This is a genomic window from Mesorhizobium sp. P171375 (assembly GCF_057786075.1).
On record NZ_JBYNWF010000001.1, the window covers coordinates 1,766,933 to 1,786,319 of the forward strand.

Below are 19,387 nucleotides of genomic sequence, written 5' to 3' on the forward strand. Positions count from 1 at the left end.
ACGCGCGCGGCGGTTTTTCCTTGCGGCGCTGATACCGCGTTCCTACCTTCGAAACCCAATATCAAGGAGTTTTGAATGCCGTTGCCGTCCACGCATGAAGCCCTGATCTACCTGATGGTCATCACATCGGCATCCGACCGCGACATGACCGATGTCGAACTGGCACGCATCGGCGACGTCGTCCGCAGCTGGCCGGTGTTCGAGGATTTCAAGCAGGACAGGCTGATTGCCATCGCGCAGGACTGCCAGAAGATGCTGCAAGAAAAGGATGGGCTGGAAGGCGTTCTCGAGCGTGTTGGCAAGGCTTTGCCCGAGCGGCTGCACGACACCGCCTATGCCGCCGCCTTTGAGGTTGCCGCCGTCGATCTCGAAATGCGCATGGAGGAATTGCGGGTGCTGCAGCTCATCCGGCGCCAACTCGATCTCGATACGCTGACCGCCGCGGCCATCGCGCGCGGCGCGAAGGCCCGGCTGCGGACATTGACCTAAAAGTCTCGTCGGTAGCCCCTAGAAAAAGCTGACCAGGACCGGATCAGAAGAAACTGACCGGGCCGGATCAGAAGAAACTGACCGGGAAATAGCGTAGATAGAATTCGGCGAACGTGCCCTTCACCGATATCTCCTGCAGCGCGTAGTCCATGGCCGCTGCCAGCGCCGGGTCGCCGGCTCTTGTGGCAATCGTCATGCCGGATCCCAAATATTCCGGGGCCAGGTACGGGCCACCGGCGAAGCGGCAGCAGCCTGCCGCGTCCGTGCCGCCCAGCCAGAAGGAAAAGCGCATGCCGTCGCCGAAGGCGGCGTCGATCTTGCCGCCTTTCAAATCGCTGTAGAGGTCTTCAGGGCTGTTGAAGGGGACGATCTGCACCGTGCCGAAATAATCGCGCAGCATCTTCTCATGCGCTGAGCCGGCCAGTACGCCGACCCGTTTGCTGCGCAATTTGTCGAGGATAGGCTCGGCAAAGGCCTTGGTCTTCGGCATGATGAAGCGCGCCGGAAACTGCAGATAGGAGCGCGAAAAACTGTATTTCGCCCGCGTTTCCGGCGTCGCGGCGATGCCGGCGATGATCGCCTCGCCTTCGCCTTTCTGCAACGCGTCGTCGAGCTCGGCCCAGGGCAGCGCCTGGATCTGGCATTTGTCGGCGATGTCAAGTTCAGCGCAAATCGCCCGCGCCAGGTCGATGTGAAAGCCGGACAGCCGGCCGGCGCCGTCGAGAAAGTTGAAGGGCGGAAAATCGGTTGTGGTCAGGAATCGGAGCCTGGGCAGCGCCGAGAGATCCGGTTTCGGCAGCCGCTCCTTGGCGTCCCAAAGCACCGGCACCTGCGGTTCCGCCGCCCGTGCGACGCCGGCAAAAGGCTGCGCCCCGACCAGCAGCGACAGCAAGGCGATGGCTATCCAGCGAGATGTCACGAAAGAACTCCGCCCGTTCTGCCATTGGCTTTTGGTACGAAAACGGCGCGGGCACAATTGTTTTTGATTTCAAAGGGCAAATTTCGGGTTATGCTTCAAGGAGGTTGCAAATAGCTGCGCAGATTCGGTCCGAGGGCAAGCGGTCGCTGCGCTATAAAAAAGCAAACATGCGGCTTGCAATCCGGGGTTGATGGCGAAGTGCGCATCAGGCACGTAACATCGGTCTCAAGAGCGATAGGCAACATGGGGTAGATGTTGCGATGGGTCATTTCGATCGCACACTGGAATATATTGATCAGGTGCAGCGAGCCGGCACCGCGGCTGCGGTGTGCGAGCGCCTGCTGAGTGTCACCTCGAATTTCGGATTGACGGCTCTGATAGCGGCGACGGTGCCGCAGCCCGGCACGCCAAGCAGCCAGACGAAGGACCACGTGCTGCTCTGCGACTGGCCTGTTGATTGGCTGGAGCGTTACCTGGCGCGCAACTATGTCGACCACGATCCGGTCGTAAGCCATTTGAAGCAATTGCGGGCGCCATTCCAATGGCGCGAGGCCGTTAAGAGCATACCTGCCGACAAAAGCAGCGATGAGGTGATGCAAGACGCCCGCGCATTCAAGCTGCGTGACGGCCTCGCCTTCCCGCTGGTCACGCTTGAAGGCCAGATCGCGCTGGTTTCGCTGGGCGGTGAGGCGGTCGAGCTGTCCGACACCGAATTTGCAATGGTCTCGCTGGCGTCCACCTATGCCATCGGCCGCGCCATGCAGCTTCAAACGAGCAGCAAGGTTATCGATCATATCGAATTGACGCCGCGTGAGCGCGAATGCCTGCAATGGGCGGCGGTCGGCAAATCCGAGTGGGAGATTTCGCAGATACTCGGCATCTCGGAGCATACCTCGGAGAAACACCTTCTCAACGCCAAGAGCAAACTGGGCGCCGCCAATCGCGTGCAGGCAGTCGCCGAGGCAATCCGACACGGCTATATCAGCTAATGCATGTCGCGCAAAAGTGACCTCGGTTTTGCGATAACGACATGCATCAAACAAAGACCCAAAGCGCGTCGTGCGACGCGCTTTAGGCCGGTTCTGGCGGCCCGCGTAATATCTTCAAAAAAGACCGCCCCTGTCGTCCTCGTGAGACGGCTAATGCTTTCTTAACGCCAAAAGCAGACTCGGCGTCGCCAACAGGGTGTACGCATCGCGGAGGCGATTAGGCGCGGCTATATTAGCCATGTCGGCTGTGGCAGCCTGGAAATCCTTGCCAACACCTTCGCGCAATTTTTTCGGGAAAGCCCGGCCGTATCTTCCTCTTAAGTCCAGGAGACGGCTATGTTATTTTCCCTTACCACTCAACAACTGATGGAGCGTCCCGACCTATGGGAGGCGGTCCATCGCCTGCGTTACAAGGTCTTCGTCGATGAGATGCGGTGGACCGATCTCGATCGCCCGGACGGCCTCGAAATCGATCAATTCGACCACGATGAGGCCGAACACCACCTTGTCATCCGCAATGGCGAGCTTGCCGGCTATCATCGGATGCTGCCGACCACACGGCCCCATCTCCTTAGCGATGTGATGCCGGAACTCTGCGAGGGAAAGCGCCCCTCGGGACCGAATGTCTGGGAACTCACCCGCTACGCGGTGGCGCCAGGCTTTCGCGATGGCAAGCGCGGCGTGTCTACGGTCGGCACCGAACTGATCGCCGGCTTCGTCGAATGGGGCCTTGCTCGCAATATCAATCAGGTCATTATCGAGGTCGAGCCGGTGTGGGTGCTGCGGACGCTGCAGTTGCACTTCCTGGCGACGCCGCTCGGTTACCAGCGCACCTACGGCAATCAGCAGGTCGTCGCCACGCTGCTGACCTTCAACGAGCATACGCTCGATGTCGTGCGTTCGCGCCGCAACCATCACGCCCCGGTGTTGGTCAGGGGCACCCCCGACATGCTCGGCATGCGGCAGGCGTCGTGAGACTGTCTTCACCCGACGCGCTTTAGACAATGGCCACAGAGCCCACCTCCGGTGGGCTCTGTATTTTCAAGCCTCTATTTCTCCGGGCCAGCCTTTACTTCTCGAGGAATGAAGGCCCTTCGCCGATGATCTTCTTGTCTTGCTTGCCGATGGCGTCGAGATCGCGCCCGTCATAGGGCAGCGACAACAGGATGCGCCGCATGACGGCTAGCCGCGCGCGCCGCTTGTCGTTCGCCCGCACGATGATCCAGGGCGCAAATTCCTTGTGCGTGCGCTCGACCATCTGGTCGCGGGCCTTGGTGTAGTCGTCCCATTTGCTGATGCCGGCAATGTCGATCGGCGAGAACTTCCAGTTCTTCAGCGGAGACCAGCGGCGATCGTGAAACCGTTCGAGTTGGGTTTCGCGGCCGATGTTCAGCCAGAATTTGAAGAAATAGATGCCCTCGTTGGAGATCATCCGCTCGAAATGCGGCGTCTCGCTGAGGAATTTCTCGTGCTGTTCCGACGTACAGAAGCCCATCACCGGCTCGACGCCGCCGCGATTGTACCAGGAGCGGTCGAAGGTGACGAATTCCCCCGATGTCGGGAAATGGTCGACATAGCGCTGGAAGTACCACTGCCCGACTTCCGTCGGTGTCGGCTTGGTCAGCGCCACATTGCGCGCGGTCCGAGGATTGAGATACTGGCGCAGCACGAAGATGGTGCCGCCCTTGCCGGCGGCATCGCGCCCTTCGAACAGCGACATCACCCGCTTGCGGGTCGCCTGCAGCCATGCCTGCGCCTTGACCAGCTCGATCTGCAGCCGCTCAAGCGTCTCGTCATACTCCTCGCTCTTCATTTTCTTGTCGTAGGGGTAGTCGCCGGCGGTCAGCTTGTTGTCCTCGATCCAATCCGGGAGCTCGGGATTCTCGATATCGAACTCCCGCTCCTTGCCGTCGATCCTGATCTTCAGCGGACCCTTTGCCGGCTCTGCGGCGGGACTTTCCTTGGGTTTTTTCATCGAGACGAACCTTTCCAGCTTGCGGACTCATGCTATGGGGGGCCCTGTAGCCGGTCCAGCGGAAGTTTCATTCGGCCGGCGCAAGGTGCAGGACGCGCGAATGGCTGACACCGGCGCAGAGCGGATAACCACGGCGCAGGCGCTAAGGGCCAGGGTGTGGAACGGCCGCTGGCTGCTCGCGGCCGGCGTCGTTGCGGTCGCGGCCGTCTATGCTTTCGCTGGCATGTCCGTCTATGTCGTTCTGCTCGCCTGTGCGGTGCTGCTTGCTGCCGCGATGCTGCCGACCGGCGGCGCAAGCCAGTCCATCCAAAGCGATGCCGCGATCGAGGCGAGCGGGCTGCAGCGGCTTTCCGGCGAATATCTTGCGGCCGCCGTTGCCGATCCACTGATCATCTTCGACCGCACCGCCACCATCGTCCATGCCAATGCCGCCGCCTTCGCTGCCTTTGGCGGGATCGCGCCCGGCCTGTCGCTGTCGTTGAAATTCCGCGCCCCTGAGATGCAGGCACTGCTGGACAGCGTGCTGTCGGGGACGGTCGCCTCCGATGTTGTCGACTACACCGAGAAACTGCCGGTCGAACGGGCCTACCGGGTTAGCGCGTCCTCGGTCGGCCATGCCACCGATCTCTTTGTGCTGGTGTTCAAGGACCAGAGCGAGACGCGCCGCATCGACCGCATGCGCGCCGACTTCATCGCCAATGCCAGCCATGAGCTGCGCACCCCGCTTGCCTCGATCTCGGGCTTCATCGAGACGTTGCGCGGCCCGGCCCGCAACGATCCGGCGGCGCGCGAGCAGTTCCTGCAGATCATGCAGAACCAGACCGGCCGCATGGCGCGCCTGATCGACGATCTGCTGTCGTTGTCGCGGCTGGAAATGAAGCCCTATCTGAAACCAGGAACCGAGGTCGATCTGCGCCAGACCATCGACAGCGTCATCGACTCGCTAGGGCCGCTTGCCAAGGAGAACAGCGTCGTCATCGAACGCGACTATGCCGAAGGGCCGCTCGACGTGCCCGGAGACCGCGATGAGCTGTTCCAGGTTTTCGAGAACCTGGTGGAAAACGCCTGCAAATACGGCCAGCCGGGCGGACGTGTCACGGTGTCGATTGCGCGCGGCGGGGCCGGTCCCGAACCGGGCATCGACGTCACCATCAGGGACTACGGTCCAGGCATTCCCGAAGAGCACATTCCGCGCATCACCGAGCGCTTCTATCGCATCGACGTCGAGAGCAGCCGCACCCAGAAAGGCACCGGCCTCGGCCTGTCCATCGTCAAGCACATACTGACGCGTCACAATGCCAGGCTTTCGATCAAGTCGGAAGTCGGCAAGGGCGCGGCGTTCACGGTCCATTTGCCAGAGCGCTGAGGCAGTACTATTTGCTAACTGCCTGTTTCTTCTTTCTGTCATCCGGCTAGCGTATCAGCACAGGATTCGAGGAAACGACTCAAAAGGCCAAGGATTCTAGGAAGGCATTTCATCCATGCAGTCCGTACACATCGTCAGCGCCTATGACGAAGAGCTGAAATACCTGTCGAAACGCATCGCCGCGATGGGCGGGCACGCCGAGCGCATGGTCGAGCAGGCGATCCAGGCACTGGTCAACGCCGATCCCGGCCTCGCCCAGAAGGTCATCCGCGACGACATTGTCCTTGATGAGGGCCAACGCGAAATCGACGACAAGGCCATAGTGATCATCGCCAAACGCCAGCCGATGGCGACGGATCTGCGCGAGATTGTCGGCGCGATCCGTATTTCCGCCGACCTCGAACGAATCGGCGACCTCGGCAAGAATGTCGCCAAGCGAGTGGTGAGCGTCATCGACGGCCGCCAGCCGACTAGCCTGTTTCGCGGCCTCGAGGCGCTGGCCGATCTGGCGCTGACCCAGCTGAAAGAGGTGCTAGACGTCTACGCATCGCGTTCGGTCGACAGAATAGGCTTCGTGCGCGACCGCGACGACCAGATCGACGCCATGTACACCTCGCTGTTTCGCGAACTCCTGACCTACATGATGGAAGATCCGCGCAACATCACGCCGTGTACTCATCTGCTGTTCTGCGCCAAGAACATCGAGCGCATCGGCGATCACGCCACCAACATCGCCGAGACCATCTATTACATCGTCACCGGCGACCAGATGCCGGCCGAGCGTCCCAAAGGCGACAAGACCGACAAGGTGGCGCTTCCGTCGCTGCCGGTGAAGTGATCGCGCGCCCCTCGAACGCTTAATCATATTGCGCTAAACTATCGCAGCGTTAAGCTTCTCAGGTTCTGCTCCGGAGGCTGCGATGGAATATGTCCGAGAGTTCAAGCCGGCGCCGGCATCGTCCGGCATCATCGCGTCGAGCGTCTACACCGCCGGCAAGCGCATCGCCGACATCCCGATCGAAGAGGCCGGCGAATGGGCGAGGAAATCGGGCCATGTCGTCTGGATCGGGTTGCTCGAACCCGACCGCGAGCTGTTGCTGCGCGTCAAGGCGCAGTTCCATCTGCATGAACTGGCGATCGAAGACGCCGAGCATCCGCACCAGCGGCCAAAGATCGAGCAATATGGCGATGCCCTGTTCATCGTCGCCCGCACCGCCCAGCTGATCGACGGCCGCGTCACCTTCGGGGAGACCCATCTGTTTGTCGGCTCAGGCTATATCGTCAGCGTCAGGCATGGTCCCTCGACCTCCTATGCCGCCGTGCGCCAGCACTGGGAAAGCTGCCCGCATTCGCTGGCCAAGGGCGAGGATTTTGTCCTCTATGCCATTCTCGACTTTATCGTCGACAATTACATGCCGGTGCTGGAACAGATCGAGGACGAGGTCGAGGCGATCGAAGACAAGATCCTGCTGAAGCCGATGACCGGTCCCGACATAGAGCGGCTCTACATGCTGCGCCGCGATTTGTTGCGCCTGCGCAATGCCGCACTTCCCTTGGTCGAGGTCTGCCGCCGGCTGACCAGCGCCGAACTGCCGCAGATCCATACCGCCATGCACCCGCTGTTCCGCGATGTGACCGATCACATCCGCACCGTCCAGGAAAAAATCGACAGTCTGCGCGAGGTTCTGGCCTTCGCCTTCGAAGCCAGCTTGCTGGTTGGCCAGAGCCAGGAAACGGCGAATACCAAGAAGCTGGCGTCATGGGCCGCCATACTGGCGGTGCCCACGGCGCTCGCCGGCATATACGGCATGAATTTCGATGACATGCCGGAACTGAAGATGGAATACGGCTACCCGGTAGTGCTGACCGCGATCGCCTGCATCTGCTTGTTTTTGTACTGGCGGTTTCGCAAGAATGGATGGTTGTGAGGGTAGGGCAGTAGGGCAGTAGGGCAGTAGGGCAGTAGGGCAGTAGGGCAGTAGGGCAGTAGGGCAGTAGGGCAGTAGGGCAGTAGGGCAGTAGGTTAAGACGACGCCTCACGAGCGCAGTTCAAAAACATACTGCCCTACTGCCGTACTGCCCTATTCCCCTGATACCTTACCTGCTCCGCCGCCGCTCCGAAGCCGGCTGGAACGCAACCCTTGCGTGATACTTGCAATAGGGTCCGGTTTCGGCGGCCTCGTTGCCGCAGAAGTTGAAATCTTCCGACAGCGGATCGCCATTCGGCCATTTGCAGGTGCGCTCGGTGAGGTCGGTGAGCTGTAGATGTCGCGAGATCGGCACGACGACGTTCTCGACCGGGCGGATGTAGTGGCGAGCCACCGGCTCGGCGTCGAACTGTGTCTGCAGCGCGGTCGCGCCGATCGAGGTGGTGACGTGACGCTGCGTGGTTGCGGCGCGCGACACCGACTTCTGGATCGAAGATCCCTGCGTCGTCTTCTTCTGGCGCGCCGGCGTTGCCGTCGAGCGTCCGCGGCCCGACAGCTTCAGCCGATGCACCTTGCCGATGACGGCGTTGCGGCTGACCCCGCCGAGTTGGGCCGCGATCTGGCTTGCGCTCAAACCTTCCGACCACAGTTTTCTGAGAAGTTCTACCCGCTCGTCAGTCCAGTTCATGAGACCGCGCTCCTGCTAAGCGTGCGGCAGCCGGAATCCATTCCCGACCCGGCAACCTTTGCCGGGGCAGACACCACATATATTAGGTGATTAGGTCCGCCGCACGAAATCTAGTTATTTCCCGACTACAATTACCTCATGTGTTGACTCGGTGACAAGAGTCCCAGGGGCAACACGAATCGGTTTTTTCGGTTTTCCCCAACTTGCCCGGTCGCTTATGAGCCGGCGTCTCGTCGGGAGCTTGCCGCGCGCCTTTGCACGACGTTTTCGTTGACTTCATGGCCGAAAAACACGATAAGCCGCACAAGGCCGCCGCTTTGGCGGCTTTTTTGATTTTCCGGTACCGGAGACGCATATAATGAGCGGTTCGGCGCTTTACGAGACCTTTGCTCGCGCACCCCTGGCCTTCGACCACGGTGAAGGCACATGGCTGGTTACCGACAAGGGCGAGCGATATCTCGATTTTGCTGGCGGCATCGCAGTCAATTCGTTGGGCCACAGCCATCCGCATCTGGTCTCGGCGCTGACCGAACAGGCGGCCAAGCTCTGGCACGTCTCCAATCTCTACGAGATCCCGGGGCAGACCCGGCTGGGCGAGCGGCTGGCCGAGGCTACTTTCGCCGACAAGGTGTTCTTCACCAATTCCGGCGCCGAGGCCTTGGAATGCGCGATCAAGACGGCGCGGCGCTACCAGTTCGTCAAGGGCCACCCCGAGCGCTTCCGCGTCATCACCTTCGAGGGCGCCTTCCATGGCCGTACGCTGGCGACCATCGCCGCGGGCGGCCAGTACAAATATCTCGAAGGCTTCGGCCCCAAGGTCGAGGGTTTCGACCAGGTCGGCTTCGACGACATCGACGCCGCCGAGAAGGCGATCACATCAGAGACCGCCGCGATCCTGATCGAACCGGTGCAGGGCGAGGGCGGCATCCGCCCGGTGCCGACGCAATCTCTTAAGCGGCTGCGGCAGCTTTGCGACCAGCACGGCCTGCTGTTGATCTTCGATGAGGTCCAGTGCGGCATCGGCCGCACCGGCAAGCTGTTCGCGCATGAATGGACCGGCGTGACGCCCGACATCATGGCGATCGCCAAGGGCATTGGCGGCGGCTTCCCGATGGGCGCGTGCCTGGCCACCGACGAAGCTGCCGTCGGCATGACGGCAGGCGTGCATGGCACCACCTTCGGCGGCAATCCGCTGGCGATGGCGGTCGGCAACGCCGTGCTCGATGTGGTGCTGGAAGACGGCTTCCTGGAAGACGTCCAGCGCAAGGCATTGCTGATGAAACAGGGCCTGGCGGCCGTCGCCGACGAATTTCCCGATGTCATCGAAGGCATCAGGGGCACGGGCCTGATGCTCGGCCTGAAATGCGCCATGCCCAACACCAAGGTCAACATGGCGCTGCGCGACCAGCATCTCCTGGCGGTACCGGCCGGCGACAACGTCATCCGCCTGCTGCCGCCGCTCACCGTCACCGACGCCGAGATCAAAGAGGCGCTCGATCGCATCCGCGCCGGCGCCAAAGGCCTGGCCGACGCCATCACCGCAGCCGCCGCGAAGTAACCCCGGAACCATTCCTGATGTCACTTCGCCATTTCACCGATCTTTCCGCCGTTTCCGAAGGCGATCTGCGGTTCATGCTGGACGACGCGGTGGTGCGCAAGGCGCGCCTCAAGGCCGGCGAGCGCACCAGGCCGCTCGAAGGCAAGGTACTGGCAATGATCTTCGACAAGCCGTCGACGCGCACGCGTGTCTCCTTCGACGTCGGCATGCGCCAGCTCGGTGGCGAGACCATCATGCTGACCGGCACCGAAATGCAGCTCGGCCGCTCCGAGACCATTGCGGACACCGCCAAGGTGCTGTCGCGCTATGTCGACGCCATCATGATCCGCACGACGTCGCATGAGCGGCTGCTCGAGCTGACCGAGAATGCCACCATCCCGGTTATCAACGGGCTGACCGACGATACCCATCCCTGCCAGCTGATGGCCGACATCATGACCTTCGAGGAGCATCGCGGTCCGGTGGCCGGCAAGACCATCGCCTGGACCGGCGACGGCAACAATGTGCTGCATTCGCTGCTCGAAGCCTCGGCGCGCTTCCGCTTCAACCTCAATGTCGCGGTGCCGGAAGGCAGCGAGCCGGCGCAGAAGCACATCGACTGGTCGAAGACCAACGGCGGCAAGCTGCATTTCACCCGCTCACCTGAGGAAGCCGTTGACCAGGTCGATTGCATCGTCACCGATTGCTGGGTGTCGATGGGCCAGGAACACCGCGCCCGCGGCCACAATGTCTTCTCGCCCTATCAGGTCAATGCGGCGCTGATGGCAAGGGCCAAGCCCGACGCCCTGTTCATGCACTGCCTGCCGGCGCATCGTGGCGAGGAGGTGACCGACGAGGTCATCGACGGGCCGCATTCTGTGGTGTTCGACGAGGCCGAGAACCGGCTCCACGCCCAGAAGGCCGTGCTCGCCTGGTGTCTTGGAGCTTGAAGTGCCTTGGTGCCTGACGTGCTTGGGCGCTTGATCTGGGGCGGTGTGATGCCTATCTGCGCCGCATTACGCAAATCAAGCGCGTTTGGACGCATGCACCCCAGAGGGCGGCATGGCCGCGCCCTGGAGCTTTGTCATGTTGGAAACGCATCAAGTGACTGAACATCACCCCAAACTCGGCGAGTTCGGCTATGCCGGCGACGATCACGTCGTACCGTTCGAGGTCGGCCCGCTCGACGTTCGCGGCCGCACCGTGCAGCTCGGGCCGATGCTCGACGCCATCCTCAGCCGTCACGACTATCCCGAGCCGGTTGCCCGCCTGCTGGCCGAAGCCTGTGTGCTGACGGTGCTGCTCGGCACCTCACTGAAATTCGAGGGCAAGTTCATCCTGCAGACCCGCACCGACGGGCCGGTCGACATGCTGGTGGCGGATTTCTCCACGCCCTCGGCATTGCGAGCCTATGCCCGCTTCGACGCCGACAGGTTGGAAGCCCTTGTTGCCGCAGGCGAGACCTCGCAGCAGACGCTGCTGGGCAGCGGCGTGCTGGCGCTGACCATCGACCAGGGCGCCCACACGCAGCGCTATCAGGGCATCGTCCAGCTCGACGGCGAGACGCTGGAAGACGCCGCGCGCACCTATTTCCGCCAGTCGGAGCAGATCCCGACCGAGCTCAGGCTTTCTGTGGCCAAGCTTCTGACGCCGGGCCCCGGCGGCGCGCGCGAACAATGGCGCGCCGGCGGCATCCTGGCGCAGTTCCTGCCGCAGTCGCCCGAGCGCATGCGCGTGCCCGACATTTCGGGCGGCGACGGCGATCCACGCGATGTGACGCATGAACCGGTCGACAATTCCTGGCAGGAGCTGGTGGCCCTGCTCGGCACCATCGAGCCGACCGAACTGATCGACCCGACCATCGGCGCCGAGCGGTTGCTCTACCGGTTGTTCCATGAACACGGCGTGCGCGTCTTCGGCGGCGTTCCGGTCGGCGACCGGTGCTCGTGCTCGCGCGACAAGATCCGCGGCATTCTCGAAGGCTTCTCCGCCGAAGAGATCAAGGAGAGCACCGAGGATGGCGGCATTCACGTCGCCTGCGAGTTCTGCTCGAAGCAGTATGACTTCGACCCAGCGGAGTTTGGCGCGGCTCAATAGGGTCGCTTCGTTAGAAAGCCGCTTCGCAACCTATCCTCTCCCCAGCCGGGGAGAGGATCCATGGCTTACCCTTGGCGGTTGGTCTCTTTGACCGCCGCACCGATCTCAGCGTCAAATGAATTCCTGGAGATGCTTGCGGACATCTGACATTCGTTCGACCGGAGCCATATGGGTTTCATCCCCGAGCACCGTGAGCTTCGCTCCTTTGATTGCACTCGCGGTAGCTTCCATCATGCCGCCGCCGAAGAACTGGTCCCTTTCGCCGCCAAGGATCAAAGTCCTCGCCGAAATATCGTTGAGGTCTTCGTTTGTCACATCATTGTCGAGCATTGCTTCGAGATAGCGGACGATCGAACTCGGCGCTCCCATCCGTGCAATCAATCTGCGCCCTTCGAAGCTCAGGCGAAAGCGCAAGAGAAGGTTCAGCCACGGTCGACGAAATACCGTTGTAAACTCCTGCAGCAACGCGTGAAATTGTTCGGCTTTTGCGAACTGAATCTGTTTCTGGAGCCGCTTTTTTCCATCGGCCGAAAAACCGTATGCGCTCGCCAGCAGGATCAGCTTGCCCACAAAGTCCGGATACCGTGCTGCCACCCGCGTTGCGATAACGCCGCCATAGGAAATACCCATCAACCCCACTGGCTTTTTGAAGTTGACGTCGATGATCTCCGCGATGTCTCCAGCCATACCCTCAAGCGAAAGATCGGCTTTTGGATCGGGATCGTAGCCAATCAGCACAAAGTTCGTGTCGGGTGGAAGAATACGGATAAGTCGTCCGGCATCCTTTTCCAGCCTGGATGGCTCGGGCTTCATCATGAAGCCCTGGCCGCCGTTAATGATAAGAAGGCTTTCAGGTCCCCGTCCAACTCTCGCGAACGGCATCCGACCCGGAAACAACCCTGTTTCAATAGTGCGCATCAAGCCGCTGCCTGGCGCTGGCCAGACGCCCCTGATCAATGGGAAGTAAAGCTACCTTGACAAAAGCTGGCGTAACGCTTCCTGCCACTAATTCACCGTCCGCCGTGTCCCCGGCAAATCCAGCGAAAACGCCGGGATAGCGATGTCGAACGTCTCGCCCCTTTTGTTGCGCATGGTGTAATGCCCGACCATGAAGCCCGACGGTGTCGAGAGCGGGCAGCCGGACGTATATTGATAGCTGTCGCCGGGATTGAGCTCGGGCTGGTCGCCGACGACGCCGGCGCCGCGCACTTCCTCGACCCGGCCACTGCCGTCGGTAATGTGCCAGTAGCGCGACATAAGCTGCACGAACTCGTCCGACTGGTTGTCGATCGTCACTTGGTAACCCCAGACATAGCGGTTCTCCGACGGATCGGAGCGATCCTCCAGATAGAACGGTCTGACCTGCACTTCGATGTTGCGCGTGACGGCGCGGTACATAGGCTGCTCCAAACGACACCAACGGACCTGTCGGCGCTCTTGCCGTACTCCCGGATTAGGGCCTCATGCGCAGTTGCCGAACAACAATGTCATTTAAGTGACACATGACAATGATGGTGTGCACGAACCGTATCGGGCGACTCAGCGCTCTGTCGAACTGTTGAAAACGGCCATTCCTGGCCGCTTTTTCCCGGAGTGACCAGATCACGATGGAACTGACAGTCATAGCAGCGGTGCTTTCGACATTCCTGCTTCTTTCCAATCTCGCCAGCATTGTGCTTGCCTCGCTCAGCCTGAAGCGGCCGCGCCAGATTGCTCCGCCGGCCAGAAAGGCGCCGCCGGTGTCGATCGTGGTGCCGTCGCGCGGCGTCGAACCGTTTACTGAGGAGACGCTTGCCCGTGCCTTCTCGCTCGACTGGCCGCGCTACGAGCTGATCTTCTGCGTCGCCCATGCCGACGATCCGGTGGTCAAACTGATAAACCGGGCGATTGCCCGGTTTCCAAAGGTGGCGGCGCAGCTGCTGATCGGCGATGACCGGGTCAGCGCCAACCCCAAGCTCAACAATTGCGTCAAGGGTTGGGTGGCGGCGCAGCACAACTGGGTCATCCTGGCCGATTCCAACGTGCTGATGCCTGTCGACTATGTCCAGCATCTGATGGCGGCCTGGCGGCCGGACACCGGGCTTGTCTGCTCGACCCCCGATCGGCTCGCGGCCGGACGGTTTTGGGCCGGGTCGAATGCGCCTTCCTCAACACGCTGCAGGCGCGCTGGCAATATGCCGGCGAAGCCCTTGGTCTCGGCTTTGCCCAGGGCAAAAGCATGCTGTGGAACAAGCCGATGCTCGACGCCAATGGCGGCATCGAGGGGCTTGCCGCCGAGATCGCCGAGGATGCCGCCGCGACCAAGCTGGTCAATGGGCTCGGCCTGCGCGTCAATCTCGTTGCCTCGCCCTTCGAACAGCCGCTCGGCCAGCGTACGTTTGCCGAGATCTGGTCGCGCCAGACGCGCTGGGCGCGGCTGCGCCGCGTCACCTTCCCACTGTTCTACACGCCCGAGATCCTGACGGGTGTGGCGGTGCCGCTGCTGCTGGCACTGGTCGCGGCGGCAAGCGCCGGCGTCAGCATGCCCACCACGGCTTTGTGCGTTCTGGCCTTTGCCTATGTGCCGGAATGCCTGCTCGCCTGGGCCAAGGGCTGGTATTTGTCACCGCGCATCGTCACCGCCATGATCGTGCGCGATGTGATGCTTCCCGCCATCTGGTCGCGCGGTTGGCTCGGCGGCGCGGTCGAATGGCGCGGCAATGCCATGACCATCCGCACCAAGGCGATGACGGAACTGGAAGAGGCCTCGTCGGGCGCCTGAGCGCCGCCCAGGCCTTTGCGTTGCTTTCGCAGCAAGGCCGCTACTTCGCCGCCTTCAGCGCCTGCGCAACGTCCTCGAGTAGATCGTCCGTATCCTCAAGACCGACCGACAGCCTCAGCGTTCCCGGCCCGATGCCGAGTTCGGCGCGTGCCTCGTCGCTGAGGTTTTTGTGTGTTGTCGTTGCCGGATGGGTGATCAGGCTCTTGGCGTCACCGAGATTGTTGGAGATCAGCACGATGTCGAGCGCGTTCTGCAAGGCGAAAGCCGCCTGCTTGCCGCCCTTGACGTCGAGGCAGATCAGCGTCGAGCCGCCCGCCATCTGCTTCTTGACGATGTCGGCCTGCGGATGGTCGGCGCGGCCGGGATAGATGACGCGGGCGATCTGCGGCTGTCCGGCCAGGAAATCCGCGATCTTGCCGGCACTTTCCGTCTGCTGGCGCACCCGCACCGGCAGCGTCTCCAGACCCTTAAGCAGCGTCCAGGCGTTGAACGGCGACAGGCTCGGACCGGTGTGGCGGAAATAGTCGTGCAAATTCTCGTCGATCCACTTCTTGTCCGACAGGATGATGCCGCCAAGACAGCGTCCCTGGCCGTCAATGTGCTTGGTCGCGGAGTAGACAACGATGTGGGCGCCGAGTTGCAAGGGCTTCTGCTGCAAGGGCGTGGCAAAGACATTGTCGACGATCAGCCTGGCGCCGATCGAGGTGGCGAGCGACGCGACAGCGGCAATGTCGACCACTTCCAGCGTCGGGTTGGTCGGGCTTTCCAGGAAGAACAGTTTGGTGTTCGGCCTGACCGCCTTTTCCCAGTTGGCGATGTCGGTGCCGTCGACCAGCGTCGCCTCGATGCCGTATTTCGGCGCCAGCGTCTCGACCACCCAGCGGCAGGAACCGAACAGCGCGCGCGCCGCAACGATATGGTCGCCGGCCTTGGCGCTGCACAACAGCGCCGCCGTTACCGCAGCCATGCCGGACGCGGTTGCCCGCGCGTCTTCGGCGCCTTCCAGCGCGCACATGCGCTTTTCGAACATGTCGACGGTCGGGTTGGCGTAGCGCGAATAGATGAAGCCCGGCTCCTCGCCCTTGAAACGGGCTTCGGCGGCCTGCGCCGTCTCGTAGACATAGCCCTGGGTGAGGTACATCGCTTCCGACGTTTCGCCGAACTGGGAACGCAGCGTCCCCCCATGCACGAGTGCGGTCTGAGGCTTCCAGTTACGCTTCTTGGTGCTCATCGCTTTTCTTCCAGACACAAAAAAACCGGCCGCGAAAGTCGCAACCGGTCCATACGGCCTTGCGGCCCGACGGTCCTTTAGCGACTTGTTTAACGTGGCTGCAAGCCGACCGGCCAAATCACCACGGGATAACGACCCTTTAGACCTCAGCCATGCTTGCGTCAATTGCCGGCTTCATTAAGAGGTTTGTACCAGTTGGAGCGGAGCCAGCCATTGCGGCAGACAGGCATTCTTCCCGATCAGGATATTTCCGCGCTGTTCCAGTCCGGCGCGCTGAAGTCGCCGCGCGCGCTCGATGTCGACCAGGTACAGCCGGCCAGCCTCGATCTCAGGCTCGGCGACAAGGCTTTTCGCGTCCGCGCCTCCTTCCTGCCCGGCCCCAACCACAAGGTGTCGGAGAAGCTCGAGCGGCTGAAGCTGCACGAGATCAGCCTGACTGAAGGCGCGGTGCTGGAGACCGGCTGCGTCTACATCGTGCCGCTGCTCGAGAGCCTCGCCCTGCCGGCCAATATTTCCGCCTCGGCCAATCCCAAGAGCTCGACCGGACGGCTCGACATCTTCACCCGGGTGATGACCGACCGCGGCCACGAGTTCGACAAGATCGCCGCCGGCTATCACGGGCCGCTCTATCTCGAGGTCAGCCCGCGCACCTTCCCGATCGTCGTGCGCGCCGGCTCGCGCCTGTCGCAGATCCGCTTCCGCACCGGCAATGCGCTGTTGTCGGAGGCAGAGCTGAACGAATTGCACCGGGCAGAGATGCTGGTGGCCACCGAGCCACCCAACATTTCCGGTGGTGGCATTGCGCTCTCGATCGACCTCGACGGTGATCAGCACGGGCTGGTCGGCTATCGCGGCAAGCATCACACCGGCCTCGTCGATGTCGATAAGCGCGCCGCCCAGGATGCCGTCGATTTCTGGGAGCCGCTTTACAAGAGCGGCGCCGGCGAACTGGTGCTCGACCCGGACGAGTTCTACATCCTGGTCAGCCGCGAGGCGGTGCACGTGCCGCCGCTCTACGCCGCCGAGATGACGCCGTTCGACCCGCTGGTCGGCGAATTCCGCGTCCACTATGCCGGCTTCTTCGATCCCGGCTTCGGCCATTCGGCCGCTGGTGGCACCGGCAGCCGGGCGGTGCTCGAAGTGCGCAGCCACGAAGTGCCGTTCATCCTCGACCATGGCCAGATCGTCGGTCGGCTGGTCTACGAGCATATGCTGAAGCGGCCGCAGGCGCTCTACGGCACCGATCTCGGCTCGAATTACCAGGCGCAAGGCTTGAAGCTTTCCAAGCATTTCCGCACCGCCGTCTGAACCCTCAATCACCGTTGGGCAAAATACTTGCCTGCATTGGCTCACCGTGCTTGGCTGCCTTTCTGTGGCCGGCAAGAGACCGGCGCGTAAGGGGAACCAAAAAATGCAGATTTCGAAATGGATCATATCGGCAGCCAGCGCTGCCATGCTTGTAATGGGGGCCGGTTCGCTGGCGCAGGCGCAGGAGAAATTGAAGATCGGCACCGAAGGCGCCTATCCGCCCTTCAACACCATTACATCTGACGGCAAGGTCGAAGGCTTCGACATCGACATTGCCAATGCGCTGTGCGCGCAAATGAAGGTCGAGTGCGAGATCGTCACCCAGGACTGGGACGGCATCATTCCAGCGCTGCAGGCGAAGAAATTCGACGCCATCATCGCCTCGATGAGCATCACCGAGGAGCGCAAGAAGCAGGTCGCCTTCACCAACAAATACTACACCACGCCGCTGGCGCTGGTGGCGCCGAAGGACAGCGACCTCACGTCCACCGAACCGGCCGCCCTTGCCGGCAAGACGGTGGGCGCGCAGGCGTCGACCACCCAGGCCGACTACGCCCAGAACGCCTACGGCAAGGCCGGTGCGGAGGCAAAACTCTATCCGACTCAGGAAGAGGCGATCACCGACCTGCAGAACGGCCGTCTCGACGCGGTGATCTCGGACAAGTTCGTGCTTATGGACTGGCTGAAGAAGGCGAGCGACGGCTGCTGCAAGCTGGTCGGCGACGTCAAGGGCACCGAGACGCAAGCCGGCATCGCAGTGCGCCTGGAAGACACTGCTTTGCGTGACAAGCTCAACGCGGCCATCGACGCCATCGTCGCCGACGGCACCTACAAGAAGATCCAGGCCAAGTATTTCGATTTCGATATTTATTGAGAAGTCGACGCTGCTAATCTCCCCCCTCGTGGGGGAGATGCCCGGCAGGGCAGAGGGGGGCGCGACGGATCGCGGCCTCTTCGCGGCTAAGAAAAAAGTCCGAAGGTAGGGGCTGGCTAGATCGGAGACGCTGGCGGGACAGCGCCCCCCTCTGGCCTGCCGGCCATCTCCCCCACAAGGGGGGAGATCACCCTTTCTACAACGCCTTCACTGCCACCTTCACCGGCTGCTCGATCTCCAGCGGGTTGCGCAGCGGCAGGCCGAAATCTCCGGCCTCGATCTCGAAGACGTCGCCGGCCTGCGTCCTGATGCCGTCGGCGAAGGACAGCGTCGCCGTACCGAACATGTGCACATGCACGTCACCGGGCTGGCGGAAGGCCGAATATTTGAAATGGTGGTGCTCGAGATTGGCGATGGTGTGCGACATGTTCGCTTCGCCCGACAGAAACGGCTTTTCCCACAAAAGATTGCCGTCGCGCAGGATGCGCGAAGCGCCTCTGATGTCGGCCGGCAGATCGCCGATCAGGATCTCCGGCCCAAACGAGGCATTGCGCAGCTTGGAATGCGCCAGGAACAGATAGTTCACCCGCTCGGTGATGTGGTCCGAAAACTCGTTGGACAGCGTGAAGCCGACGCGGAACGGCGCGCCGTCGTCGCCGATGACATAGATGCCGGCGATCTCCGGCTCTTCGCCGGCGTCCTGCGCGAAGGCCGGTGACATCAGCGCCGCGCCCGGCGCCACCGCCATGGTGCCGTTGCCCTTGTAGAACCATTCCGGCTGCACGCCGGTCTGGCCCTTGGCCGGCTTGCCGCCTTCCAGACCCATGCGGAACATCTTCATGGAATCGGTGAGTTGTTCCTCGCCGCCGTCGCTGAGCTTCTTGTGCATGGAATCGCGCGTCGCCGCCGATCCGAGGTGGGTGAGCCCGGTGCCGGTCAGATGCAGATGCGCCGGATCGGGATGGTTGATCGGCGACACCAGCCGCCCCTTCTTGTAGGCGGCGTCGAGATCGACGGCTTCGCCGAAGCCCTTGCGCTCGATGAGCGCGACCAGCCCGGTGCCGGTGCGCGCGGCCTCCATCGCCAGCGAATAGACGCTGCGGGCGCCGTTGATGATCCGGGTCTTGCCGCCATTGCGGGCGACGACGCGGATCGTCTCGGCGTCGTCGAGGATCTGGGAGATCAGCATGATGAACCCTCTCTCAATTGTCTTGGCTCGGTTGCC

Annotated in this window: 18 protein-coding genes, 1 pseudogene and 1 riboswitch; of the genes and pseudogenes, 12 read left to right on the forward strand and 7 right to left on the reverse strand. The window is 62.1% G+C overall.

All coding sequences use genetic code 11. The features are described from left to right. Positions 1–75 precede the first annotated feature (75 nt). Positions 76–489 carry a tellurite resistance TerB family protein gene (locus ACYHH6_RS08545; RefSeq protein WP_352587320.1) on the forward strand — a complete coding sequence of 138 codons (414 nt, stop codon included), beginning with the start codon at positions 76–78 and terminating at the stop codon, positions 487–489. A gap of 67 nt (positions 490–556) precedes the next feature. On the opposite strand, the gene ACYHH6_RS08550 is transcribed toward ACYHH6_RS08545, so the two are convergent. Beyond that, complete coding sequence (locus tag ACYHH6_RS08550; protein ID WP_435053359.1) at positions 557–1,378, reverse strand: ABC transporter substrate-binding protein; 822 nt, start codon at positions 1,376–1,378, stop codon at positions 557–559. Positions 1,379–1,668: 290 nt separating this feature from the next. On the opposite strand from ACYHH6_RS08550, the gene ACYHH6_RS08555 reads away from it, so the two are divergent. Together ACYHH6_RS08555 and ACYHH6_RS08560 are read left to right on the forward strand one after the other, a co-directional pair. Beyond that, positions 1,669–2,397 (forward strand): helix-turn-helix transcriptional regulator, encoded by a 729-nt coding sequence (locus tag ACYHH6_RS08555; protein WP_112560498.1) that lies wholly within the window; start codon positions 1,669–1,671, stop codon positions 2,395–2,397. Positions 2,398–2,733: 336 nt separating this feature from the next. Continuing rightward, complete coding sequence (locus ACYHH6_RS08560; protein ID WP_112560497.1) at positions 2,734–3,372, forward strand: acyl-homoserine-lactone synthase; 639 nt, start codon at positions 2,734–2,736, stop codon at positions 3,370–3,372. Positions 3,373–3,466: 94 nt separating this feature from the next. Here ACYHH6_RS08560 and ppk2 read toward each other — a convergent pair whose 3' ends face one another. Next, positions 3,467–4,372 (reverse strand): polyphosphate kinase 2, encoded by a 906-nt coding sequence (gene ppk2 / locus ACYHH6_RS08565; RefSeq protein WP_352587325.1) that lies wholly within the window; start codon positions 4,370–4,372, stop codon positions 3,467–3,469. Between the two features lie 100 nt (positions 4,373–4,472). Here ppk2 and ACYHH6_RS08570 point away from each other — a divergent pair, with 100 nt between their 5' ends. From ACYHH6_RS08570 to ACYHH6_RS08580, 3 genes are all read left to right on the forward strand, one after another. Further along, complete coding sequence (locus ACYHH6_RS08570) at positions 4,473–5,738, forward strand: ATP-binding protein (protein WP_352587328.1); 1,266 nt, start codon at positions 4,473–4,475, stop codon at positions 5,736–5,738. Positions 5,739–5,853: 115 nt separating this feature from the next. Next, positions 5,854–6,576, forward strand: coding sequence for a phosphate signaling complex protein PhoU (gene phoU / locus ACYHH6_RS08575; RefSeq protein ID WP_352555202.1), 723 nt, complete (start codon positions 5,854–5,856; stop codon positions 6,574–6,576). An 82-nt stretch (positions 6,577–6,658) separates the two neighbouring features. Next, positions 6,659–7,666 (forward strand): magnesium and cobalt transport protein CorA, encoded by a 1,008-nt coding sequence (locus tag ACYHH6_RS08580; protein ID WP_352587331.1) that lies wholly within the window; start codon positions 6,659–6,661, stop codon positions 7,664–7,666. A gap of 169 nt (positions 7,667–7,835) precedes the next feature. On the opposite strand, the gene ACYHH6_RS08585 is transcribed toward ACYHH6_RS08580, so the two are convergent. Further along, positions 7,836–8,354, reverse strand: coding sequence for a GcrA family cell cycle regulator (locus tag ACYHH6_RS08585; RefSeq protein WP_112560493.1), 519 nt, complete (start codon positions 8,352–8,354; stop codon positions 7,836–7,838). A 358-nt stretch (positions 8,355–8,712) separates the two neighbouring features. Here ACYHH6_RS08585 and ACYHH6_RS08590 point away from each other — a divergent pair, with 358 nt between their 5' ends. The 3 genes from ACYHH6_RS08590 (at position 8,713) to ACYHH6_RS08600 (ending at position 11,988) form a co-directional block, all read left to right on the forward strand. Then, on the forward strand, positions 8,713–9,912 hold the full coding sequence (locus tag ACYHH6_RS08590; protein WP_352587333.1) for an aspartate aminotransferase family protein: 1,200 nt from the start codon (positions 8,713–8,715) through the stop codon (positions 9,910–9,912). 17 nt (positions 9,913–9,929) lie between these two features. Beyond that, the gene (gene argF, locus ACYHH6_RS08595; RefSeq protein WP_352587336.1) at positions 9,930–10,841 is read left to right on the forward strand and encodes an ornithine carbamoyltransferase; all 912 of its coding nucleotides are present in this window, start codon (positions 9,930–9,932) and stop codon (positions 10,839–10,841) included. A gap of 112 nt (positions 10,842–10,953) precedes the next feature. Next, positions 10,954–11,988 carry an Hsp33 family molecular chaperone gene (locus ACYHH6_RS08600; protein WP_352587339.1) on the forward strand — a complete coding sequence of 345 codons (1,035 nt, stop codon included), beginning with the start codon at positions 10,954–10,956 and terminating at the stop codon, positions 11,986–11,988. 111 nt (positions 11,989–12,099) lie between these two features. Here the strand turns inward: ACYHH6_RS08600 and ACYHH6_RS08605 are convergent, their stop codons facing one another. Together ACYHH6_RS08605 and apaG are read right to left on the reverse strand one after the other, a co-directional pair. Then, on the reverse strand, positions 12,100–12,906 hold the full coding sequence (locus tag ACYHH6_RS08605; protein WP_352587341.1) for an alpha/beta fold hydrolase: 807 nt from the start codon (positions 12,904–12,906) through the stop codon (positions 12,100–12,102). Between the two features lie 87 nt (positions 12,907–12,993). Further along, a complete protein-coding gene (apaG, locus tag ACYHH6_RS08610; RefSeq protein ID WP_112565540.1) occupies positions 12,994–13,386 on the reverse strand; it encodes a Co2+/Mg2+ efflux protein ApaG in 393 nt (130 codons plus the stop codon). A gap of 209 nt (positions 13,387–13,595) precedes the next feature. Here apaG and ACYHH6_RS08615 point away from each other — a divergent pair. Continuing rightward, a pseudogene (locus tag ACYHH6_RS08615) lies at positions 13,596–14,749 on the forward strand (ceramide glucosyltransferase). 40 nt (positions 14,750–14,789) lie between these two features. On the opposite strand, the gene ACYHH6_RS08620 reads toward ACYHH6_RS08615, so the two are convergent. Continuing rightward, positions 14,790–15,980 carry an O-succinylhomoserine sulfhydrylase gene (locus ACYHH6_RS08620; protein WP_352587344.1) on the reverse strand — a complete coding sequence of 397 codons (1,191 nt, stop codon included), beginning with the start codon at positions 15,978–15,980 and terminating at the stop codon, positions 14,790–14,792. A gap of 57 nt (positions 15,981–16,037) precedes the next feature. After that, positions 16,038–16,115, reverse strand: a riboswitch (SAM riboswitch). Between the two features lie 78 nt (positions 16,116–16,193). Here ACYHH6_RS08620 and ACYHH6_RS08625 point away from each other — a divergent pair. Both ACYHH6_RS08625 and ACYHH6_RS08630 read left to right on the forward strand, forming a co-directional pair. Next, on the forward strand, positions 16,194–17,288 hold the full coding sequence (locus ACYHH6_RS08625; RefSeq protein WP_352587347.1) for a 2'-deoxycytidine 5'-triphosphate deaminase: 1,095 nt from the start codon (positions 16,194–16,196) through the stop codon (positions 17,286–17,288). Between the two features lie 103 nt (positions 17,289–17,391). Continuing rightward, positions 17,392–18,162 carry an ABC transporter substrate-binding protein gene (locus ACYHH6_RS08630; protein ID WP_352587350.1) on the forward strand — a complete coding sequence of 257 codons (771 nt, stop codon included), beginning with the start codon at positions 17,392–17,394 and terminating at the stop codon, positions 18,160–18,162. Positions 18,163–18,358: 196 nt separating this feature from the next. On the opposite strand, the gene araD1 is transcribed toward ACYHH6_RS08630, so the two are convergent. Then, positions 18,359–19,351, reverse strand: coding sequence for an AraD1 family protein (gene araD1, locus ACYHH6_RS08635; protein ID WP_112565526.1), 993 nt, complete (start codon positions 19,349–19,351; stop codon positions 18,359–18,361). Positions 19,352–19,387 lie beyond the last annotated feature (36 nt).

Bases quoted from the DNA above. Each gene is read 5' to 3' on its own strand.
- ACYHH6_RS08545 (WP_352587320.1), top strand. From the start codon at position 76: ATGCCGTTGCCGTCCACGCATGAAGCCCTGATCTACCTGATGGTCATC.
- ACYHH6_RS08555 (WP_112560498.1), top strand. From the start codon at position 1,669: ATGGGTCATTTCGATCGCACACTGGAATATATTGATCAGGTGCAGCGA.
- ACYHH6_RS08560 (WP_112560497.1), top strand. From the start codon at position 2,734: ATGTTATTTTCCCTTACCACTCAACAACTGATGGAGCGTCCCGACCTA.
- ppk2 (WP_352587325.1), bottom strand. From the start codon at position 4,372: ATGAAAAAACCCAAGGAAAGTCCCGCCGCAGAGCCGGCAAAGGGTCCG.
- ACYHH6_RS08570 (WP_352587328.1), top strand. From the start codon at position 4,473: ATGGCTGACACCGGCGCAGAGCGGATAACCACGGCGCAGGCGCTAAGG.
- phoU (WP_352555202.1), top strand. From the start codon at position 5,854: ATGCAGTCCGTACACATCGTCAGCGCCTATGACGAAGAGCTGAAATAC.
- ACYHH6_RS08580 (WP_352587331.1), top strand. From the start codon at position 6,659: ATGGAATATGTCCGAGAGTTCAAGCCGGCGCCGGCATCGTCCGGCATC.
- ACYHH6_RS08585 (WP_112560493.1), bottom strand. From the start codon at position 8,354: ATGAACTGGACTGACGAGCGGGTAGAACTTCTCAGAAAACTGTGGTCG.
- ACYHH6_RS08590 (WP_352587333.1), top strand. From the start codon at position 8,713: ATGAGCGGTTCGGCGCTTTACGAGACCTTTGCTCGCGCACCCCTGGCC.
- argF (WP_352587336.1), top strand. From the start codon at position 9,930: ATGTCACTTCGCCATTTCACCGATCTTTCCGCCGTTTCCGAAGGCGAT.
- ACYHH6_RS08600 (WP_352587339.1), top strand. From the start codon at position 10,954: ATGGCCGCGCCCTGGAGCTTTGTCATGTTGGAAACGCATCAAGTGACT.
- ACYHH6_RS08605 (WP_352587341.1), bottom strand. From the start codon at position 12,906: ATGCGCACTATTGAAACAGGGTTGTTTCCGGGTCGGATGCCGTTCGCG.
- apaG (WP_112565540.1), bottom strand. From the start codon at position 13,386: ATGTACCGCGCCGTCACGCGCAACATCGAAGTGCAGGTCAGACCGTTC.
- ACYHH6_RS08620 (WP_352587344.1), bottom strand. From the start codon at position 15,980: ATGAGCACCAAGAAGCGTAACTGGAAGCCTCAGACCGCACTCGTGCAT.
- ACYHH6_RS08630 (WP_352587350.1), top strand. From the start codon at position 17,392: ATGCAGATTTCGAAATGGATCATATCGGCAGCCAGCGCTGCCATGCTT.
- araD1 (WP_112565526.1), bottom strand. From the start codon at position 19,351: ATGCTGATCTCCCAGATCCTCGACGACGCCGAGACGATCCGCGTCGTC.